Origin of the sequence: Amycolatopsis sp. MEPSY49 (genome assembly GCF_051337345.1) — a bacterium.
Classification (GTDB): Bacteria; Actinomycetota; Actinomycetes; order Mycobacteriales; family Pseudonocardiaceae; genus Amycolatopsis.
The window spans coordinates 329608-346752 of record NZ_JBDLYJ010000004.1 but is presented as its reverse complement, the minus strand read 5'-3'; the positions used below and the strand labels follow the sequence as shown (position 1 = coordinate 346752).

12 protein-coding genes are annotated in these 17145 nt (G+C 75.3%); 8 read left to right on the top strand and 4 right to left on the bottom strand.

Annotation, left to right across the window (positions count from 1 at the left end; all coding sequences use genetic code 11):
• The first annotated feature begins 55 nt into the window (after positions 1-55).
• The 5 genes from ABFJ78_RS21070 to mycP all read left to right on the top strand — a co-directional run bounded on the left by ABFJ78_RS21070 (position 56) and on the right by mycP (position 7524).
• On the top strand, positions 56-1921 hold the full coding sequence (locus tag ABFJ78_RS21070) for a fibronectin type III domain-containing protein (protein ID WP_436388069.1): 1866 nt from the start codon (positions 56-58) through the stop codon (positions 1919-1921).
• Positions 1918-2892, top strand: coding sequence for an AAA family ATPase (locus ABFJ78_RS21065; protein ID WP_436388068.1), 975 nt, complete (start codon positions 1918-1920; stop codon positions 2890-2892). The genes ABFJ78_RS21070 and ABFJ78_RS21065 overlap by 4 nt, the downstream gene beginning before the upstream one ends.
• On the top strand, positions 2892-4013 hold the full coding sequence (locus ABFJ78_RS21060; protein WP_436388067.1) for a DUF58 domain-containing protein: 1122 nt from the start codon (positions 2892-2894) through the stop codon (positions 4011-4013). The genes ABFJ78_RS21065 and ABFJ78_RS21060 overlap by 1 nt, the downstream gene beginning before the upstream one ends.
• Entirely contained in the window at positions 4010-6094 is a 2085-nt protein-coding gene (locus tag ABFJ78_RS21055) for a transglutaminaseTgpA domain-containing protein (protein ID WP_436388066.1), read from the top strand. Before ABFJ78_RS21060 ends, ABFJ78_RS21055 begins: the two co-directional genes overlap by 4 nt.
• A 119-nt stretch (positions 6095-6213) precedes the next feature.
• Positions 6214-7524 (top strand): type VII secretion-associated serine protease mycosin, encoded by a 1311-nt coding sequence (gene mycP, locus ABFJ78_RS21050; protein WP_436388065.1) that lies wholly within the window; start codon positions 6214-6216, stop codon positions 7522-7524.
• Between the two features lie 94 nt (positions 7525-7618).
• Here the strand turns inward: mycP and ABFJ78_RS21045 are convergent, their stop codons facing one another.
• Together ABFJ78_RS21045 and ABFJ78_RS21040 are read right to left on the bottom strand one after the other, a co-directional pair.
• Positions 7619-7915 carry a WXG100 family type VII secretion target gene (locus ABFJ78_RS21045; protein WP_436388064.1) on the bottom strand — a complete coding sequence of 99 codons (297 nt, stop codon included), beginning with the start codon at positions 7913-7915 and terminating at the stop codon, positions 7619-7621.
• 18 nt (positions 7916-7933) lie between these two features.
• On the bottom strand, positions 7934-8266 hold the full coding sequence (locus ABFJ78_RS21040; RefSeq protein WP_244180950.1) for a WXG100 family type VII secretion target: 333 nt from the start codon (positions 8264-8266) through the stop codon (positions 7934-7936).
• Positions 8267-8406: 140 nt separating this feature from the next.
• On the opposite strand from ABFJ78_RS21040, the gene eccCa reads away from it, so the two are divergent.
• The 3 genes from eccCa to ABFJ78_RS21025 are packed head-to-tail and all read left to right on the top strand — an operon-like array spanning position 8407 to position 13976.
• Complete coding sequence (eccCa, locus tag ABFJ78_RS21035; RefSeq protein ID WP_436388063.1) at positions 8407-12381, top strand: type VII secretion protein EccCa; 3975 nt, start codon at positions 8407-8409, stop codon at positions 12379-12381.
• The gene (locus ABFJ78_RS21030; RefSeq protein WP_436388062.1) at positions 12381-12677 is read left to right on the top strand and encodes a hypothetical protein; all 297 of its coding nucleotides are present in this window, start codon (positions 12381-12383) and stop codon (positions 12675-12677) included. Before eccCa ends, ABFJ78_RS21030 begins: the two co-directional genes overlap by 1 nt.
• Before the next feature lie 3 nt (positions 12678-12680).
• On the top strand, positions 12681-13976 hold the full coding sequence (locus ABFJ78_RS21025) for a hypothetical protein (RefSeq protein ID WP_436388061.1): 1296 nt from the start codon (positions 12681-12683) through the stop codon (positions 13974-13976).
• A 352-nt stretch (positions 13977-14328) separates the two neighbouring features.
• Here the strand turns inward: ABFJ78_RS21025 and eccB are convergent, their stop codons facing one another.
• Together eccB and eccD are read right to left on the bottom strand one after the other, a co-directional pair.
• Positions 14329-15732, bottom strand: a complete 1404-nt coding sequence (gene eccB, locus ABFJ78_RS21020; RefSeq protein WP_436388060.1) for a type VII secretion protein EccB — start codon at positions 15730-15732, stop codon at positions 14329-14331.
• A 1-nt stretch (position 15733) separates the two neighbouring features.
• Positions 15734-17080 carry a type VII secretion integral membrane protein EccD gene (gene eccD, locus ABFJ78_RS21015; RefSeq protein WP_436388059.1) on the bottom strand — a complete coding sequence of 449 codons (1347 nt, stop codon included), beginning with the start codon at positions 17078-17080 and terminating at the stop codon, positions 15734-15736.
• Positions 17081-17145: the final 65 nt, after the last annotated feature.

Genomic DNA, 17145 nt, shown 5'->3' with positions numbered 1-17145 from the left:
CTGCTGGGGTGCGGAAATGGACCGGGAATGTATCCGGTGTCGTACACTCCGTCACGTGAAGCTGGGGATCAAACTGCGGATGCCGGGGGGCAAGAAGCTGCGTTCCCGGATCCCGCTGGTGCTCGTCGTGGCGTTGTGCGCCGGAGGCGCCGTCGTCGCGCTGTCGGGCAAGACACCGTCGGCCGGGGCCGACTTCGTGCCCGCCGGGCACTGGTTCTACGACTCGGAGACGCAGTCCGCGCTGCACATCGACGGCTCGACCGCGCAGATCGACTCCGCGGGTCAGGTGCCCGGGCGCCCCGGCAGCCAGGTGCTGCAGGGCGACACCAGCGGCTACGTCGTGGGGCAGGACGGCGGCATCACGATGTTCGACCAGTCCACCCTCGCCGCGCAGCCGCCGCAGCCGGCTCCCGACGACGAGCGCGGGCTCGCGATCGAAGCCGCCGGCGGCCCGTACCTCGCCTACCGCAACGCGGGCAAGATCGCGCGGCTCGGCGGTGCGGTCCAGCTGATCGACGTCGAGGGGCCCTTCGGCGACCCGGTCGCGACCGCCGACGGCACACTTTGGCTCAACCGCACCGACACCGGGCAGCTGTGCCGGCTGCGCAAGGACGACTCGTCGGTCTCCTGCCCGGCCTCGGCCCAGCCCGGCGACACCGGCGGCATGACCCTCGTCGGCGGCAAACCCGTCTTCGTCAACACCCACGACCGCACGCTGCGCACCGTCGGTGACGACGGCGAGGGCGCCGCGGTGCCGCTGGACGTCCCGGTCTCGGCCGCGACCCGCCCGGCCGCGGCCGACGTGCGCGGCCGGATCGCGCTGTTCGATCCGGAGAGCAAACGCCTGTACCTGGTGGACCCGGCCGGGTTCGACCCGGCGAAACAGCGGGAACGGCCGATCTCCGCGCAGCTGCCGCCGGGTGACTACGACGGCCCGGCCTCGACCGGCGACGTCGTCGCCCTGGTCGACAAGGCGGGCGACAAGCTGCTGACCTACGACCACACCGGTGCGATCCGCGACGCCAGGCCGATCCCGCCCGAGCCCGGCACGCCGAAACTGGTGCAGGGCGGCGACGCCCGCGTCTACGTCGAAGGCGACCAGGGCCGGCACGTCCTGGTCCTCGACCACGACGGGCGGGTGTCCGACGTCCCGGCCGCGGGCCGCCCGGCGGCGACGAGCCCCCCGCCCAGCCCGCCGCCGCCGGAAACCCCGGTCGTCGGCAGCTCGCCGCCGGCGCCGCCGCAGCAGCCGGAGCGGACGGTGGTGCGCACGGAACGGCCGAAGCCCGCGCCGACGCCGAAGTCGACGCCGAAACCGCCGCCCGCGCCGCCGCCCACGGTCGCGGCGAGCCCGCCGAGCGCGCCCACGCAGGTCTCCGCGAAGGCGGGCGACGGATCCGCGACGGTCAGCTGGGGCGCGGCCGCGGCCAACGGCTCGCCGGTGACCGCGTACAAGGTCACGTGGAGCGGGGGCAGCAGCGGCTCGGTGACGATGATCGCTTCGGCGCGCTCGACCACCGTGCAGGGCCTGGCGAACCGGAAGGCGTACACGTTCACCGTGAAGGCGGTCAACGAGGTCGGCGACGGGCCCGGCGCGTCGTCGGGTTCGGTGACGCCGGTCGGCACGGAGAAGCTGACGCTCTCGCGCGGCGGGAAGTGCGACCCCGAGTGGGACCGCGACGGCTGCGCGAAGATGCACGTGGTGCTCAGCGGGTTCGCGCCCAACGCGCACTTCGACATTTATCCGCACTCGACGGATTCCGGCTACGACAACGAAGGTCACGGGGTGGAAACCGACTCGAGCGGGCGTGCGTCGTTCAGCGCGTTCGACTACTTCGGGGTCGGCCACACCGTGTGGGTCACCACGACCAGCGACGGCGCGACGATCACGTCGAACCGTCTCAAGTGGACAGGGGGATGAGCGTGCCGACACCGGCCGAGGTGTACCAGCGGATCGCGGCGAACGTGCAGACGGTGCTGCGCGGGAAGCCGCAGGTGGTGCGGCTGGCCGTCGCCGCGGTGCTCGCCGAGGGCCATCTGCTGGTCGAGGACGTGCCCGGGCTCGGCAAGACGACGCTGGCCCGGTGCCTGGCGCGCAGCATCGGCGGCAGCTACCACCGGATCCAGTTCACCCCGGACCTGCTGCCCGGCGACATCACCGGCGTCCAGATCTACCACCAGGGCGAAGAGGCGTTCCGCTTCCACCCCGGCGGCATCTTCGCCAACGTCGTGGTGGCCGACGAGATCAACCGGGGCACGCCGAAGACCCAGTCGGCGCTGCTGGAGGTGATGTCCGAGCGCACCGTCACCGTCGACTCGGAACGCCACGAGGTGCCGGCGCCGTTCGTCGTCGTCGCCACTCAGAACCCGATCGAGATGGAGGGCACCTACCGGCTGCCCGAAGCCCAGCTCGACCGATTCCTCATGCGCCTGACCGTCGGCTATCCCGACCTGGCGACCGAGGTACTGGTGATCATGAGCGACCGGGCCGGCATCGGGCCCGACGAGCTGTCGCCGGTCGTCGACCTGGAGACGCTGCGCGCCGCGATCGCGCAGGTGCGGGCGATCCACGTCGACACCGCGGTCTGCGAGTACGCCGCCCGCATCGCCGCCGCGACGCGCACGCACGTCGCGCTTCGGCACGGCGCGAGCCCGCGTGGCAGCATCGCGCTGATCCGGACCGCGCAGGCGATCGCCGCCACCCACGGCCGCGGGTACGTGACCCCGGACGACGTCAAGGAGGTCGCGCAGCCGGTGCTGGCCCACCGGCTGATCCTGACCTCCGACGCCGAGCTGGCCCAGCGCAAACCCGCGGACATCCTCGACGAGGTGCTGGCCGCGACCCCGGCTCCGACCATGCGCACCCCGGCCGCCGGGACCCCGGTCGGCTGATGACGCGCCCGACCGCGCGGGGCACCGGACTGGCGGTGACCTCGGTGGCCCTGCTCGCCACCGGCCTGGCCGGAGGCTGGCCGCTGCCGCGCGCGCTCGGCGCGGCCGGGCTGCTGGCCGTCCTCGGCGCCTTGCTCGCCGGCGCCCGCCGCGTGCGCGTCTCGGTGTCCCGGGACGTCTACCCGGACCGCGTCGGCCGCGGCCGTCCGGCGTTCGCGCAGGTGCGGGTCCGCAACGCCGGGAGCCGGCGCCAGAGCCCGTTCACCGCGGGCGACCGCGTCGGCGCCGGGACACGCGAGGTGCGCGTCCGCGCGCTGCCGCCGGGAACGGAGTCGGTGCAGCACTACGAGCTGCCCACCGAAGTCCGCGGCCGGCACCAGGTCGGGCCGCTGACCCTGGAACGCCGTGACCCGCTCGGACTCGGCCGGGTCCGGCTCACCACCGGGGACACCGCGACGCTGTGGGTGCACCCGAAGGTGCGCCCGGTGCGGCTGCCGGTCGGCGGGCACCCGCGCCACCACCACGAGGGCGTCACCACCGAGCTGTCCCCGCACGGTTCGCACGACCTTCGCGATGTCCGCGAGTACGTGCCCGGCGACGAGGTCCGGCACCTGCACTGGCGAGCGACGGCCCGGACCGGACGGCTGATGGTGCGCGACTTCGTCGACCCGGAGCAGCCGCGGTTCACCGTCGTGCTGGACACCCGGTGCCCGCCGGGCCCGCTGTTCGAGGAAGCCGTCGACGTCGCCGCCTCGCTGCTGGCGGCGGCCGCCGCGGCCGGGCAACGCTGCCGGCTGGTGACCTCGGGCGGCGTCGACGTCGCGACGCCGTCCGGCCCGCAGGCGGTGCGGCGCCTGCTGGACGAGCTGTGCGTGCTGAGCGCAGGTGCCCCGCCGGACGCGCCTCTGCTGCCGGAGAGCCGCGAGCGCGGCGGCATCCTGACCGTCGTGGCCACCGGCGCGCCGGACCTGGCGCCCGTGGCGGCGGTGCGACTGCGCTACGCGAGCACGGTCGCCGTGGTCCTGGGGTCGTCGGCGCCGCCCGCGGGCGCGATCCGCGTGCTGCTCGCGCCGGACGCTGTCACCGCGTTGCGGCGGTGGACCGAGGTGGTGGCGTCGTGACGCGGGCCGTGGTCCTGCTCCTGACCGTGCTGCCCGGCCTGTTGTTCGCGCCGGTGTTCGGGTTCTGGGCGCTGTGCCCGCCGGTGCTCGCGGCCGGGGTCGTGTGCTTCGGCGTCGCGGAGCTGTGCGCCCGGCGGCCGGTACTGCTGCCCTGGCGGCCGGTCCTCGCGGTCGTGCTCGGACTGACCGCCGTGGTCGAGATCGTGGTGGGCGGAACCGCTTCACCCGGGGAGGTGCTGCGTGTCCTCACCGCCGGGGTCACCGACTCCTGGCGGCTCACCCTGCAGACGACGTGGCCCGCGCCGGCGGACCCGGCGCTGGTGCTGTTCGTGCCGCTGCTCGTGCTGGCCGCGTCGGTCCTGGCCGTCGAGCTGCTCGGGCGACGGCCGCTGCTCGCGTTGCTGCCTTCGCTGCCGATCCTGGTGCTCAGCCAGGCATACGGCGCCCTGACCGGGGTGACCGCGCTGGTGGTCGGGGCCGGTTACGTCGCACTGGTGGCGCTGCTGCTGGTGCTGACCGGACCCGACCGGCCGGCGACGCAGTCGCCACTGCCGCACGTGGGGACCCTGCTGCTCGCCGCGGTGCCCGTGGTCGTGCTCGGCTGCGCCGGAGTCGTCGCCGGCAGCGTCGCGAACCCGGCCGGGACGCCGGCGTTTTCGTTGCAGGAGAACCAGCCCGCGCCGCTGCCGCCGGGCCGCGTGGCCAACCCGCTGACCGAGATCGCGGGACGGCTGCTGCACCCCGAGGTGCCGGTGTTCCGGTACTCGAGCGTCACGGCGGTCGACCGGTGGCGCTTGGCCGTCCTCGACCGCTTCAACGGCGTCACGTGGTCGCCGGGCGGTGAACCGCGGCGGCTCGGCGCACCGCTGCCCGCCCCGGCGGCGCCACCGTCTGACCTGCGGACCGCCGACGTCACGGTGTTCGGCTCGCTCGGCCCGTGGCTGCCGAGCCAGCCGCTGGTGTCCGGAGTGGACGGAGTGGCTCCGTTCGTCGACGCCGCGTCCGGCCAGCTGCGGCTGCCGGGCCCGGCCGACGGCGCCGCGTACCGGTTGCGGTGGTGGGAACCGGGCGGCCAGGCCGGGCTGCTGGGACGCGGGGTCGACCCGGCCGCGGCCCGGGACGTCGGTGACGTCGGCGCGGTCCCACCGGAGGTCACGGCGCTGGCGCGGGCCGCCGTCCGCGACATGCGGCCGTCGTTCCAGACGGCGTTGCTGCTGGAGAAGTACTTCAGCGACCACTACCGCGTGGTGCGCGCGGGGGAGCGGTTGCCGACCGGCAGCGGCTGGCCGCAGCTGAAGCGGTTCCTGCTGGAGACACGAGTCGGGACGAGCGAGCAGTTCGCGGCGGCGTACGTGGCGATGGCGAAGCTCCTCGGCATACCGGCCCGCATCGCGGTCGGCTTCCGGTCGCCCGCGGGCGCGGGCCGGGACGTGGTGGTGCGCAACGCGGACGTGCTGGCGTGGCCGGAAGTCGCGGTCGACGGTGTCGGCTGGGTAGCCCTGGACCCGACCGGGGCCGCGGCGCCGTCAGGCGGCCTCGGTGACACGACGGCGCGCGCCCGGGCGGCGCTGCCCCCACCGGACCAGGTGGCCCCGCCCCGCCTGCCGGCCACCGGACCCGGCGGCACCTCGGGCCCGGATGTCGGTATATCGGTGCCGTGGCCGGTGTTCGCGGTGCCGGCGGCGGTGCTGCTGGTGCTGTGGCTGGCGGGAGTGCCGGTGGTGGGGCTGGTCCGCGGGTGGCGACGGCGGCGCCGGCCAGGGTACGAGTCGGTGGCGGGCGCGTGGGCGGAAGCGCGAGATCGGCTGCGCGCGCACGGCGTGGTGGTGACGGCCGGGATGACGGTGCGGGACACGCTTTCTGCGGTCGGGCATTCGGCACCGCCGGAAGTGCGGGAGGGGTTGTCGGAACTGGCCGACGCCCTGGACGCGGCGATGTGGGCCCCTGCCGCGGCGGGCGGTGAACGCGATCGGGCGTGGTCGGCGGTCCGGAAGCTGCGGCGCGGCCTGGCGAGGGCCAGGCCGGGCCGGCGGGTGCTGGCTTGGTTCGACCCGCGTTCGTTGCGGCCCTCCCGCGGTTAGCGGAGGCCGGGCGGCAGCGCACCGGTTCGGTGCGCGGCGCGCCGGAGTGCGATGGTGCCCGCCTGGCCGGTTCCGGCCAGTGCGCCCCGGCTGTCGGGCACCCCCGCGACCATGACCTGATGAGCCGAACCCTGCCCGCGTTGGCCGCCGTCGCCGCCGCGGTGCTCGTCAACGTCACCGTCGCGCCGCCCGCGCTCGCCGCACCGCCCGTCGGGGCCTGTGCCACCGCCGAAGGCGCCCACCCCGTCGTCGCCGAACTCCCGTGGGCTCAGCGCACCCTCGACCCCCGTCGCGTGTGGACCCACAGCACGGGTGCCGGGGTCACCGTCGCCGTCGTCGACTCCGGGGTCGACGCCGGCCATCCGCAGCTTGCCGGGAAAGTCCTTCCCGGCAAGGACTTCTTCCTCGCCGGTGATCTCCCCGGCGACTTCGACTGTGCCTCCCACGGCACGGCCGTCGCCGGGATCATCGCCGCCGCGCCCCAGGCTGGTGTCGGCTTCCAAGGGCTCGCCCCCGGAGTCACCGTGCTGCCCGTGCGGATCACCGACCGCGACCTCGCCGACGACGGCCGCCCGACCCCGATCGACCCAGTGGTGCTCGCCCGGGGGATCTGGTACGCGGCGGATTCCGGGGCGAAGGTGCTCAACCTCTCCCTCTCCGGGTACGCCGACGACCCCATGGTGCACGACGCGATCCGGCACGCCCAGCAGAACGACGTCCTCGTCGTCGCGGCCGTCGGGAACCGCAGCTCCGGCCCGTCCTACCCCGCGATGTACGACGGCGTCCTCGGTGTCGGCTCGATCGACATCGGCGGCCACCGGGCGCGGGGCTCGCAAGCCGGATCCTATGTGGACATAGTGGCGCCGGGGGCCGGCGTGCTGAGCACGACCCGCGCGGGCGGCCACGACTACTTCGACGGCACCAGTTTCGCCGCCCCCTTCGTCACCGCCACCGCCGCGCTCGTCCGCGCCGCCGCGCCGAACCTCAGCGCCGCCGAGGTCGCCGACCGGCTGATCGCGACGGCGACCCCGATGCCCGGCGGCGCGGGCAGCCTCGAGTACGGCGCCGGCCTGGTCGACCCCTACCGGGCGGTGACCGAAGGGCTGACCACCCGCCCGGCGGCCCTGCTGCCGTCCGTGGTGCCCACCACGCGCGACCACGAAGCCGAAAGCGTCGCGGCGTGGTGGGCGCGGCAGGGCATCGCGGCGCGGGCCGGAGTCGCCGTCGCGCTGGCCGCAACTCTGCTGGGCACCGCCCTGATCGTCGTCCTTCGCCGGGGGAGGCGCCGGCGGTGGACACCGGCCCGGACCCGGCCGCTGCCGCCGCGTCCCGACCGCGAACCGGTCGCCGCGGAGCCGTTCCTGCTGCCCGGCGGGCACTGTGCCGATCGTTACCAATCCGACCACAGTCACGGCCGATTGGCTTCGTAGCAACGGTTACGTGCCGGGTGAGGGGCGGCCTGCTTTTGGTCGGATTGGTAAAAGGGGCGGTCCCGAACCTCGGGACCGCCCCTCGTCATCAGCCTCAGATCGACGTGCTCCCGACCCGCGCCTTCGCCGACGCCAGCGCCTGCTGCAGCTCGGTGTTGGTGTTGTCGACGCCGCCGCGCAGCGCCTCCAGCATCTGCTGCTGCGCCTGCGAAACCTGCTGCCAGGCGGCACTCACCTCGGAGAACTGCCCGCCCGCCTGGTCCTGCCAGCCCTCGGCGGTCTGACCGGACATCGTCTGCCAGGTGCTCATCTCCTGGTCGACCCGCCCGATGGTGCTGCGGATCTGATCGGTGAGCCGGTGCAGCTCGCTGAAGTTTCCCTTGATCAGCACGAGAATCCCCTTCCGGAGTCAGGCCCGCAGCGCGCCGCCGAAGGGGCTGTGCCCCTGGGCGGATTCGATGCCGGCGCGCGCCGCGTCTTCGGCGCTGAGGTAGGTGTTGGCCGAGAACTGCGTGTTCTCACCGAGGTTGCCCAATGCCGCCGTCAGCCGGGTGATGCCCTGATCCCATTGCTCGTGGGCGCGCACGAACGCTTCGTACGACGTCCCGACCCACTGCCCGTGCATCGCGCCGACCACCGGCAGCAGCGAAGCCCGGTGCCCGTTGATGCTGTCCGCCACCGAACCGGCGGTCTTCGCCGATTGCTGGAGGACGTCCATTTCGCCGTGTAGCTGATCCTGCATGCTCGCCACGCGCGGCTCCTTTTCCGCCGGAGTAACCGTTTCCGCGTCGACGCTAGGTGCTGCGCGGCCCGCGTGGCCGGGTCACGGCACGTTCCTGCCACACCGCCCCACGCCGCCGCGCGAGGCCCGACGATGGCCGGGTGGCGACAACCTTGGTGCACCGCGGCGATCGGACGGCCGGGCCGGCGATGCCGTCCGGCGAGGTGGTGCTGGAGGCACCACCGGAGATCCCGCTGCCGTCGGGGCGGACGTGGGCCCAGGCCCTGATGGTCCTGCCGATGGTGGCGATCATGGGCGGCACGCTGCTCGGCTTCGGCGGGACGGCGAGCGCGCTGCGCTACGTCGTGCTCGGCCTGTTCGGCGTCGCGATCCTCGGCATGCTCTGCGCGGCGTTCCTCAACGGCGGCGGGGTCGGCAAGCGCGAGATGGCGCACGCCCGGCGGCTGTACCTGCGCGGTTTGGCCCAGCACCGGATGCGCGTGCTCCGCACCATCGATCGGCAACGCGCGGCGCTGGCCCACCTGCACCCCGAGCCGGCGACGCTGTGGTCGCTGGCCGCCGGACCGCGGCTGTGGGAACGACGGGCCGCCGACCCCGACTTCCTGGTCGCCCGGATCGGCCTGGGTCCGCAGGCCCTGGCCACCCCGATCGTCCCGCCGGACACCCTGCCCCTCGAACGGCTGGAGCCGCTTTCCGCGCTCGCGCTGCGCCGGTTCGTCACGGCGTACACCACGGTCGGCGGGCTCCCGCTCGCCGTCTCGATCAACGGGTTCGCTCGCCTCCACCTCACCGGCGACCGCGACCGCCGCACCGCGCTCACCCGGTCCCTGCTGGCCCAGCTGGCTGTCCTGCACGCACCCGACGACGTCCGGATCGCCGTCTGCGCCGCGCCCGACCGGCTGCCGGAATGGGACTGGGTCAAGTGGCTGCCGCACGCGCTGCACCCGGAACGCACCGACGCCGTCGGCCTGCTGCGGCTGGTCGCGCCGACCGCGACCGGGCTCGAGGCGATGCTCGACGACCTGCTCGCCGGCCGGCCGCGGTTCGACCCCGACGGCGCCGGGCGCGCCCCGGCCCCGCACCTGCTGGTCGTCCTCGACGGCGGCGACATCCTGGGCTCCGACCACCTGATGACCGGCGGCGGCGTCGAAGGCGTCACCGTGCTCGACCTCAGCTCACCGGTGCCCCGCGCGCTCGACCGCGGCACGGCCGAGCTTTCCGTCGGTCCCGACGGAAACCTCGGGGCCCGCACCGCCGGTGGCACCGAGGAGCTCGGCCGCGCCGACGAAATGGCGCTCAGCGCCGCCGAAGCGCTCGCGCGCACGCTGGCGCCGCTGCGGCTGCCCGGCGGGCCGCGGGGGGAGCAGCCGCTCAGCAGCGAACTCGGTCTGGAGGAGCTGCTCGACCTCGGCGACCCCTTCGCGTTCGACCCGGCCGACACCTGGCGGCCACGGCCCAGCCGCGACCGGCTTCGCGTGCGGTTCGGGATCACCCCCGACGGCACGCCGGTCGAGCTGGACCTCAAGGAGTCCGCGCAGGACGGCATGGGCCCGCACGGCCTGTTGATCGGCGCCACCGGGTCCGGCAAGAGCGAGCTGCTTCGCACCCTCGTGCTCGCGTTGGCGATCACGCACCCGCCGAACCAGCTCAACTTCGCGCTCATCGACTTCAAGGGTGGCGCGACCTTCACCCGCCTCGACGGGCTCCCGCACACCAGCGCGGTGATCACCAACCTCGCCGACGAGCTGCCGCTGGTCGACCGGATGGCCGACGCGATCAACGGCGAGCTGATCCGCCGTCAGGAGCTGCTGCGCGCGGCCGGGAACTTCGCGTCCCTGCGCGACTACGAGAAAGCCCGGCTCGCCGGAGCACCGCTGGCCGAAGTGCCGACGCTGCTGGTGGTCTGCGACGAGTTCAGCGAGCTGCTTTCGGCCCGGCCGGATTTCATCGACATGTTCGTCCAAATCGGACGGGTCGGGCGGTCGCTCGGCGTGCACCTGCTGCTGGCCAGTCAGCGCCTGGAGGAAGGCAGGCTGCGCGGGCTCGACGGCCACCTGTCCTACCGGATCGGCTTGCGCACGTTTTCCGACATGGAAAGCCGCGCGGTGCTGGGTGTCACCGCGGCGTTCACGCTGCCGCGCGCGCCCGGCCACGGCTTCCTCAAGTTCGGCACCGAGGTCATGACGCGGTTCCGTTCCGCCTACGTCTCCGGCGTCCACCGCCCGGGCACGACCGGCGCGGGTCCCCGCGAGCACCAGGCGGCGGTGCGCGAGTACACGACCGCCTACGTCGCACCGGAAGTCACCGAAGAGGCCGAAGCCGAGGACGACCTCGACGACGCCGTCGGCGAGAGCCTGCTCGACATCCTCGTCGACCGGTTCACCGGCAAAGGCACGCCGGCGCACCAGGTCTGGCTCCCGCCGCTGCGCGAGCCGTCCACGATGGATGGCCTGCTCGGGGTACCGGTCGTGGATCCGGTGCGCGGCCTCGTCGCCGGCGGGGCCGGGCGGCAGGGGAAGCTGCGCGCCGTCGCCGGGATCGTCGACCGGCCGCTCGACCAGCGCCGCGACCCCCTGGAGCTGGACTTCTCCGGCGCGGCCGGGCACGCCGTGGTCGTCGGCGCGCCGCGGTCGGGCAAGAGCGTCGCGCTGCGGGCGATCATCACGAGCCTGGCGCTGACGCATACGCCGCGCGAGACGCAGTTCTACTGCCTCGACTTCGGCGGTGGCACGCTCGCCACGCTGCGGGGCCTGCCCCACGTCGGGAGCGTCGCCGCGCGGCAGAACGCCGGCGCGGTCCGGCGCACGGTCGCCGAGGTGGCCGGCGTGCTCGCGGCCCGTGAACGCCGGTTCGCCGAGCTGGAGCTCGACGGCATGCCGGAGTACCGGCGCCGCCGTGCCGCGGGCGAGTTCGCCGAAGATCCGTACGGCGACGTCTTCCTCGTGGTGGACGGCTGGCTGACGCTGCGCAAGGACTTCGAAGACCTCGAGGAAGTCGTCGCGGGGATCGCCGCGCGCGGGCTCGCCTACGGCGTGCACCTGCTGGTGGCCTGCTCGCGGTCGTTCGACCTGCGCCCGGCCGTGCGCGACCTGTTCGGGGGGCGGCTGGAGCTGCGGCTCGGCGATCCGGTCGACACGATGGTCGACCGGGCCAGCCAGCTGCTCGTCCCGGAGAACGCGCCCGGTCGCGGCGTCACGACCGGGCGCCACCAGATGCTGACCGCGCTGCCCCGGATCGACGGGCGGGCCACCGCCGACGACCTGCCGGCCGGGTCCGCGGCACTCGTCGAAGCCGTCGCGGCGGCCTGGCCGGGGAAGCCCGCGCCGAGCGTGCGGCTTCTGCCGGGCGTGCTGCCGTACGCGGAACTGTCCGTGGTGGACGACCCGGCCACGCACCGGCTCGCGGTCGGGATCGCCGAGCAGGACCTGGGGCCGGTGCGGCTGGACTTCGCCGCCGACCCGCACCTGCTGCTGCTCGGCGACGGCGAGTCCGGGAAGACGGCGTTCCTGCGGCTGCTGGCCCATCGCATCGCCCGGGCGTACCGGCCGGAGCAGGCGCGGCTCATCGTCGTCGACCACCGGCGCGGACTGCTCGGGGACCTGTCCGAGCCGCACCTGCTCGGCTACGGCACCGACCCGGCGTCGACGGCGAACCTCCTGGCCGAGGCCGCCCGCGGGGTCGCCGAACGGCTGCCCGGCCCCGACGTCACCCCCGCCCAGCTGCGGACGCGGTCGTGGTGGCGCGGGCCGGAGCTGTTCGTGCTGGCCGACGACTACGACCTCGTCGTGAACCCCGCGGCGAACCCGTTTCTGCCGCTGCTGGACCACCTGGCCCAGGGCCGCGACATCGGCCTGCACGTCATCGTGACGCGGCGGACCGGCGGGGCCGGGCGCGCGCTGTTCGAGCCGTTCCTCACGCGGCTGCGCGACGTCGGCACGCCCGGGTTGCTGCTGTCCGGCGACAAGGAAGAAGGACCGCTGCTCGGCGGGGTCAAGGCCGAGCCGCTGCCTGCGGGGCGCGGCCGGCTGATCGGCCGCCGCGAGACGCCCAAGCTCCTGCAGCTGGCCTGGCTGCCACCCGGTGAAATGACCACAGTGGACGAAGGGAAACCCTGATGGGAGAAGACATCCACGGCCTGACCGACGGCCTGGAACAGTTCGCCCCGCAACCGCCCGACCCGGCCGTCGCGGCCGCACGCCCGGGCATCGCCGGCGGCGGCCTGCGCGAAACGGCCGACCTGGCGGCCGCGGACACGACATCCGCGACCGCGCTCGCCTCGTACGTCCGGCGCGCGCACGACGAGTTCGTCGCGCTGGCGCGAATCGCCCGCGGCTCGGCACAGGACTACCTCGCGGGCAACGCGGCCGGGGCCCGAGCCCTGGCCTCGGCAGGCACCGGACTGGGGGACTGAGCCATGGGGTACGGATCGCTGCCACTGGAGCAGCAGCTCGCGATGGTACAGGCGGAGCAGGGCAACATCGGCGCGTTCGGCGAGATCGGCCGCAAGTGGCAGGCCGCGCGGACCGCCCTGGAGACCGCGGAAGGGCAGCTGACCGAGCACGCGAGCCGGATCTCCGGCGCGTGGCAGGACGACGCCGGCAAGAGCTTCGTCCGCCGGACCACCGACGGCACGACGTCGTTGCGCACGCACGCTCAGCGGATCGCCGCGGCGGCCCCGTGGACGGCGCTCGACGCGGCCGCCCAAGCGGTGCCGGTGGTGGCGCAGTACGTCGCGCAGTGTCTCGAGCAGGCGCGGCGGATCCAGGCCGCGGCCGCGCAGGCGAGCGGTGCGCCGACGGAATCGCAGGTGAAGCAGCTGCAGGAAGCGGCCGGCGCGAAGATGGACGAGCTGGGCCGGCTGTACGTCGCGGCGGCCCAGCGGCTGCGCGCGGCGGCGGGTGAAAACGGCGTGGGCGGTGGCAGCCAGAGCGCCTCGAGCCGTGCTTCGGCCGGCGCGGATGGTGGCGGTGCTGCTTCCGGAGCTGGTGGTGGGGGCGGTGCTTCGGCTGACGCCGGGGGTGCTTCCGGTGGCGCGGATGCCGCGGGCGGTGCCGAGTCCGGTGGTGCCGGGCCGCAGGCGTCCGGTGGTGCCGAGCCCGGCGCGGTCCCGGCTCCCGAGGCGCCGCAGGTACCGGATCTGCCGTCCCCGGTCGCACCGACGTTGGCGGGGCTGGAGAGCGTCGCCCCGCCGGTGCCACCCTCGGTGACTCCGGTCGCGCCGACACTGCCCTCGGCGGCGGGAGCGTCCGCGATGCCGGGCACAGCACTGGGCGGACTCGCCGGACTGGCCGGCTCCGTCCGCCTGCCGGGCGCGGCAGCGATCCCGCAGGTGGCGGCGCCCCGGGCGACGACGGTCACCCCGGCAACGGCGGCCGCCCCCGTCGAACCGGCTTTCTCCGGCCCGGCCCAGGCGGCGTCCGCGCGTCCGGCCTCGGGTGGCTTCCCGGGCATGATGCCCCCGATGTCGGGCGCGCTCACGGGATCGGGCCAGCGCCCGGGACCGGGCCGCGCGGAGCACCCGTTCACCGGTCGCGGCCCGGCCCGGCGGCAGCCACCGGGAGTACCCGAGCGACTCGGCGGCCGGGCGCGCGGTGACCATCGCGGGGTTCCGGCGGAGGATTCCCGGTGGTCGCCGGGCGTGCCCCGTCTCGACGAGGAGCTGTGGGAGGTCGCACCGCCGCCGTCCGTGCTGCGCTCAGACCGCGCTTGAGCTGGGGAAGGCCCGTCCTCGTAGTCCGGGGGCGGGCCTTTCGCCGTGGAGGCTGGGCGCGCGGCGGCCATCGCGGGGTTCCGGCGGAGGAGCCCGGCAGGTCTCCGGGCGCGCCCGCCTCGACGAGGAGCTGTGGGAGGTGACACGGCCGCCGTTCGTGCTGCGCTCCGACCGCGCCTGAGCTGGGAAAGGCCCGCCCTCGTAGTCCGGGGGCGGGCCTTTCGCCGTGGAGGCGATGCCGAAGCGGCACGTTCACGGGACAGTGCCGGTTCGAGGGGGCGGCCCGAGCGTCGAGAAGGAGCCTTCCGCGACGCCGGCCGCGTGGCCGGGGCGGTACCGAAGCGGGCGCCGGTCAGCGGCCGAGGGCGGTGCTTTCCGCCAGGCCCGGCCCCTGCGGCACCCGGGCGAGCAACGCCGCCGGGATCCGTACCGGGGTCGCCGCGCCGTACCCCAGTACCTCGAGGGTCCGCCGGCTCGCCAACGGGTATGCCCGCCCCGCGTCCGTCACCAAGGCGAGCGTTCCCGCCGGCGCCGTCCGGCTCGGCATCGCCTCCACCAGCGCCGCCGTGCCCGGGGGCACCACCACGCGGTCGGCCAGGACCGTGCCCGCCGCGGTGCGGCCGGGCGTCGCGGTCATCGGGTCCGGTGGGTCGAGTGCGGGGTCGATCAGGATCGAAGGCGCTTCCGCGTCCGGGGTGAAGCCCAGGCACACCGTGGCGCCCATGGTGAATCCGGGCAGCTGCGCCGGAACGTCGCCCGGCTGCCGTGGCGGCGCCGGGGCCTGGCGGGCCTCCGCGAGGTCGAGCGGGCTCAGCGAAACGGCGTCCGGCTGGGCGTCCGGATAAGCGGCCGCGGTCGGCGGGTAGGCGCGCTGGATGTCGTACTGCACCGGGGTGATCGGGCGCAGGCGCTCGGCTTCCGCCAGGTAGTACTCCGTCGCACCGCTCGTCCGGACGGCCAGCAGCTGACCCGCGCGCAGCTGCGGCCGTCGGGGCACCGCCGTCGACGGCTTCCCCGCGTCCGGCACGGGGATCGGCGCGATCGCCGCTCCGGCCGGCAGCAGGTCGCCGGCCGCCGGGCTCAACCGGACCGGGGGCGCCGAGCGCAACGCCAGCCCGACCGTCACCGCGTCAGCCGCCGCGATCCGGTGCCGAAAGCCGCCTGCCACCACGTATCGCTCGCCGGTGTCCGCGGACTCGGCCAGCAGCGCACGGTCGCCCAGCGGCGTTCCGCCCGGCGGCACGCGTCCGGCGAGCAGCACCGAACGGCTCACCGCGCTGCCGTCGGTGCCGGTCTCGGGCCGCGAGCACAGCGACCACTCCGGCCCGAGCAGGTGATCGGCCGCCGGAAGGGCGTCGGGCGCGCCGGCGATGCCGATCACCGGTCCGCGTGGGACGCCGTCGAGAGAGTTCCGCGACACCTGGAGGGTCTTCGCGCTACCCACCGCGAGCACCGCCGACGTGTAGTTCGCCGCCGGGTGCAGGCGGCCGGCGATGTAGACGAACCGCGTCCCGGTCTCCTTTTCGACGATGACGGCGTCGCCGGCCCGCCAGGACGTGTTGCCGCCCGGGACGAGGAGGCCGAAGACGCCGAACCCGGCGAGCAGGACCAGGGACAGCCCGATCCCGGCGAACGCCGCGGTCGCCGGCCGCCGGAACCGCGGCCGCTCCGGGTCGGTTTCGCGGGCGGTCAGCGCGGAAACGGTGCGCTGGACGAGGAACTGGTGCGCGTGCAGCTGGTCGCGAGGGGAAGCCACGTCAGCCCGCCAGCCCGCGCAGCACGGCGTAGAGGCCGAGCACCCAGCACAGCAGCGGGACCACGGCCACGACGACGAGCACTTCGACGACCTCGCCCCACCGCGCGAGGTAGGGCGTCGGCGTCCTCTCCGCGTAGCGCAGGCCGGCGGGCACCGCGGCGACGGCGGCGGCCGCGCACACCGCGGTGATCGTCCACGGGCGCCCGCCGCCGAGCAAGGCGAGGCCGGCCAAGCCCGTCGCACCGGCCAGCAGCAGCGGCAGGCGGTGCCGCACGATCGGGTGCAGCCGTGCCCGCAGCAGGAACCCGGCGGTCAGCACCGCCGTGAAGACCAGGCCCGCGGTGCCGCCGTGGCCGGCCCACCACACCTGCGCCGGCACGGCGGCCACGGCGATCGCCCAGAGGAATCCGGTGAGGAGACCGTCGGCGCGCACGACGGACGCGTAGACCGCGCGCCGCGCCGGGTGCGGGGTGTCGCGCAGCAGGTCGGCCGTCCCGCGCGGGAGCACCGGCAGCGGCAGCCTGCCCAGCCGGACGGCCAGCGCGGGCAAAGCCGGCGAACCGACCAGGGCCGCGGCCGCGACGATCGCCGCGGCGTGCGGCCCGGGCACGACACGGGCCGTGGCGAGCCACGCCCCGAGCGTCCCGGCCAGCCCGGCGACCGCCGCGGCCGTGAAGACGGCTGCCCGGTCGGCCACGCCCACCAGCCCGGCGACGGCGGCGACCAGCACCGCCGCGCACCCGGCGAGCAGCTGGGGCGCGCCCAGCGGTTGGTCGGCCGCGAGCAGGAGGGCGCCACCCACGAAGGCGAACGGCCACGCCGTCACCGCCAGCACCGTGCCGGCCCCGCTGTCCCCGAACGCCCGGGCGAGGGCCGTCCCGCCCGCCACCAGCGCGATCGCCGCGAGCAGCGCCCCGACCGCCGGAGGAGTCCAGGCCGGACCCGCGGTGCCGAGCACGGCCAGCGCCAGCAGCGCCGCGAGCGAGCCGGCCGCCAGGCCCGCCGCCCGGGTGTGACGGGCCTGCCAGGTGCCGCCGAGACGGGCCGACCCGTCGGCGATCACGTCGGCCAGGTCGTCGTACTCCAGCTCGGGCCAGTCGACGTGGGCCGGCGCGAGGTGCAGGACCTCGCCGTCGCCGACGCGCTGCGCGGCGGCCGTGCGGGCGGGGTCGAGCCGGCCGCCGTCGCCGCGGCGCAGCAGCCACCCGCCGGGCGGCTCGTCGGCCGCGCCGGCGTGGCGGAGCAGGCCCGGCAGCAGCTCGGCGAGCGGCGCTCGTTCGGGCAGCGCGAGGTCGATGCGGCGGTGCGGCGTCGCGACAGTCACGCGGACCAGGCCGGTCGTGGTCATGGTGGCCTTCCTCGGTTCGGCTCGCGGCAGGTAGCTGCCGCGAGCACCCGCGGACTGGCGCGGGC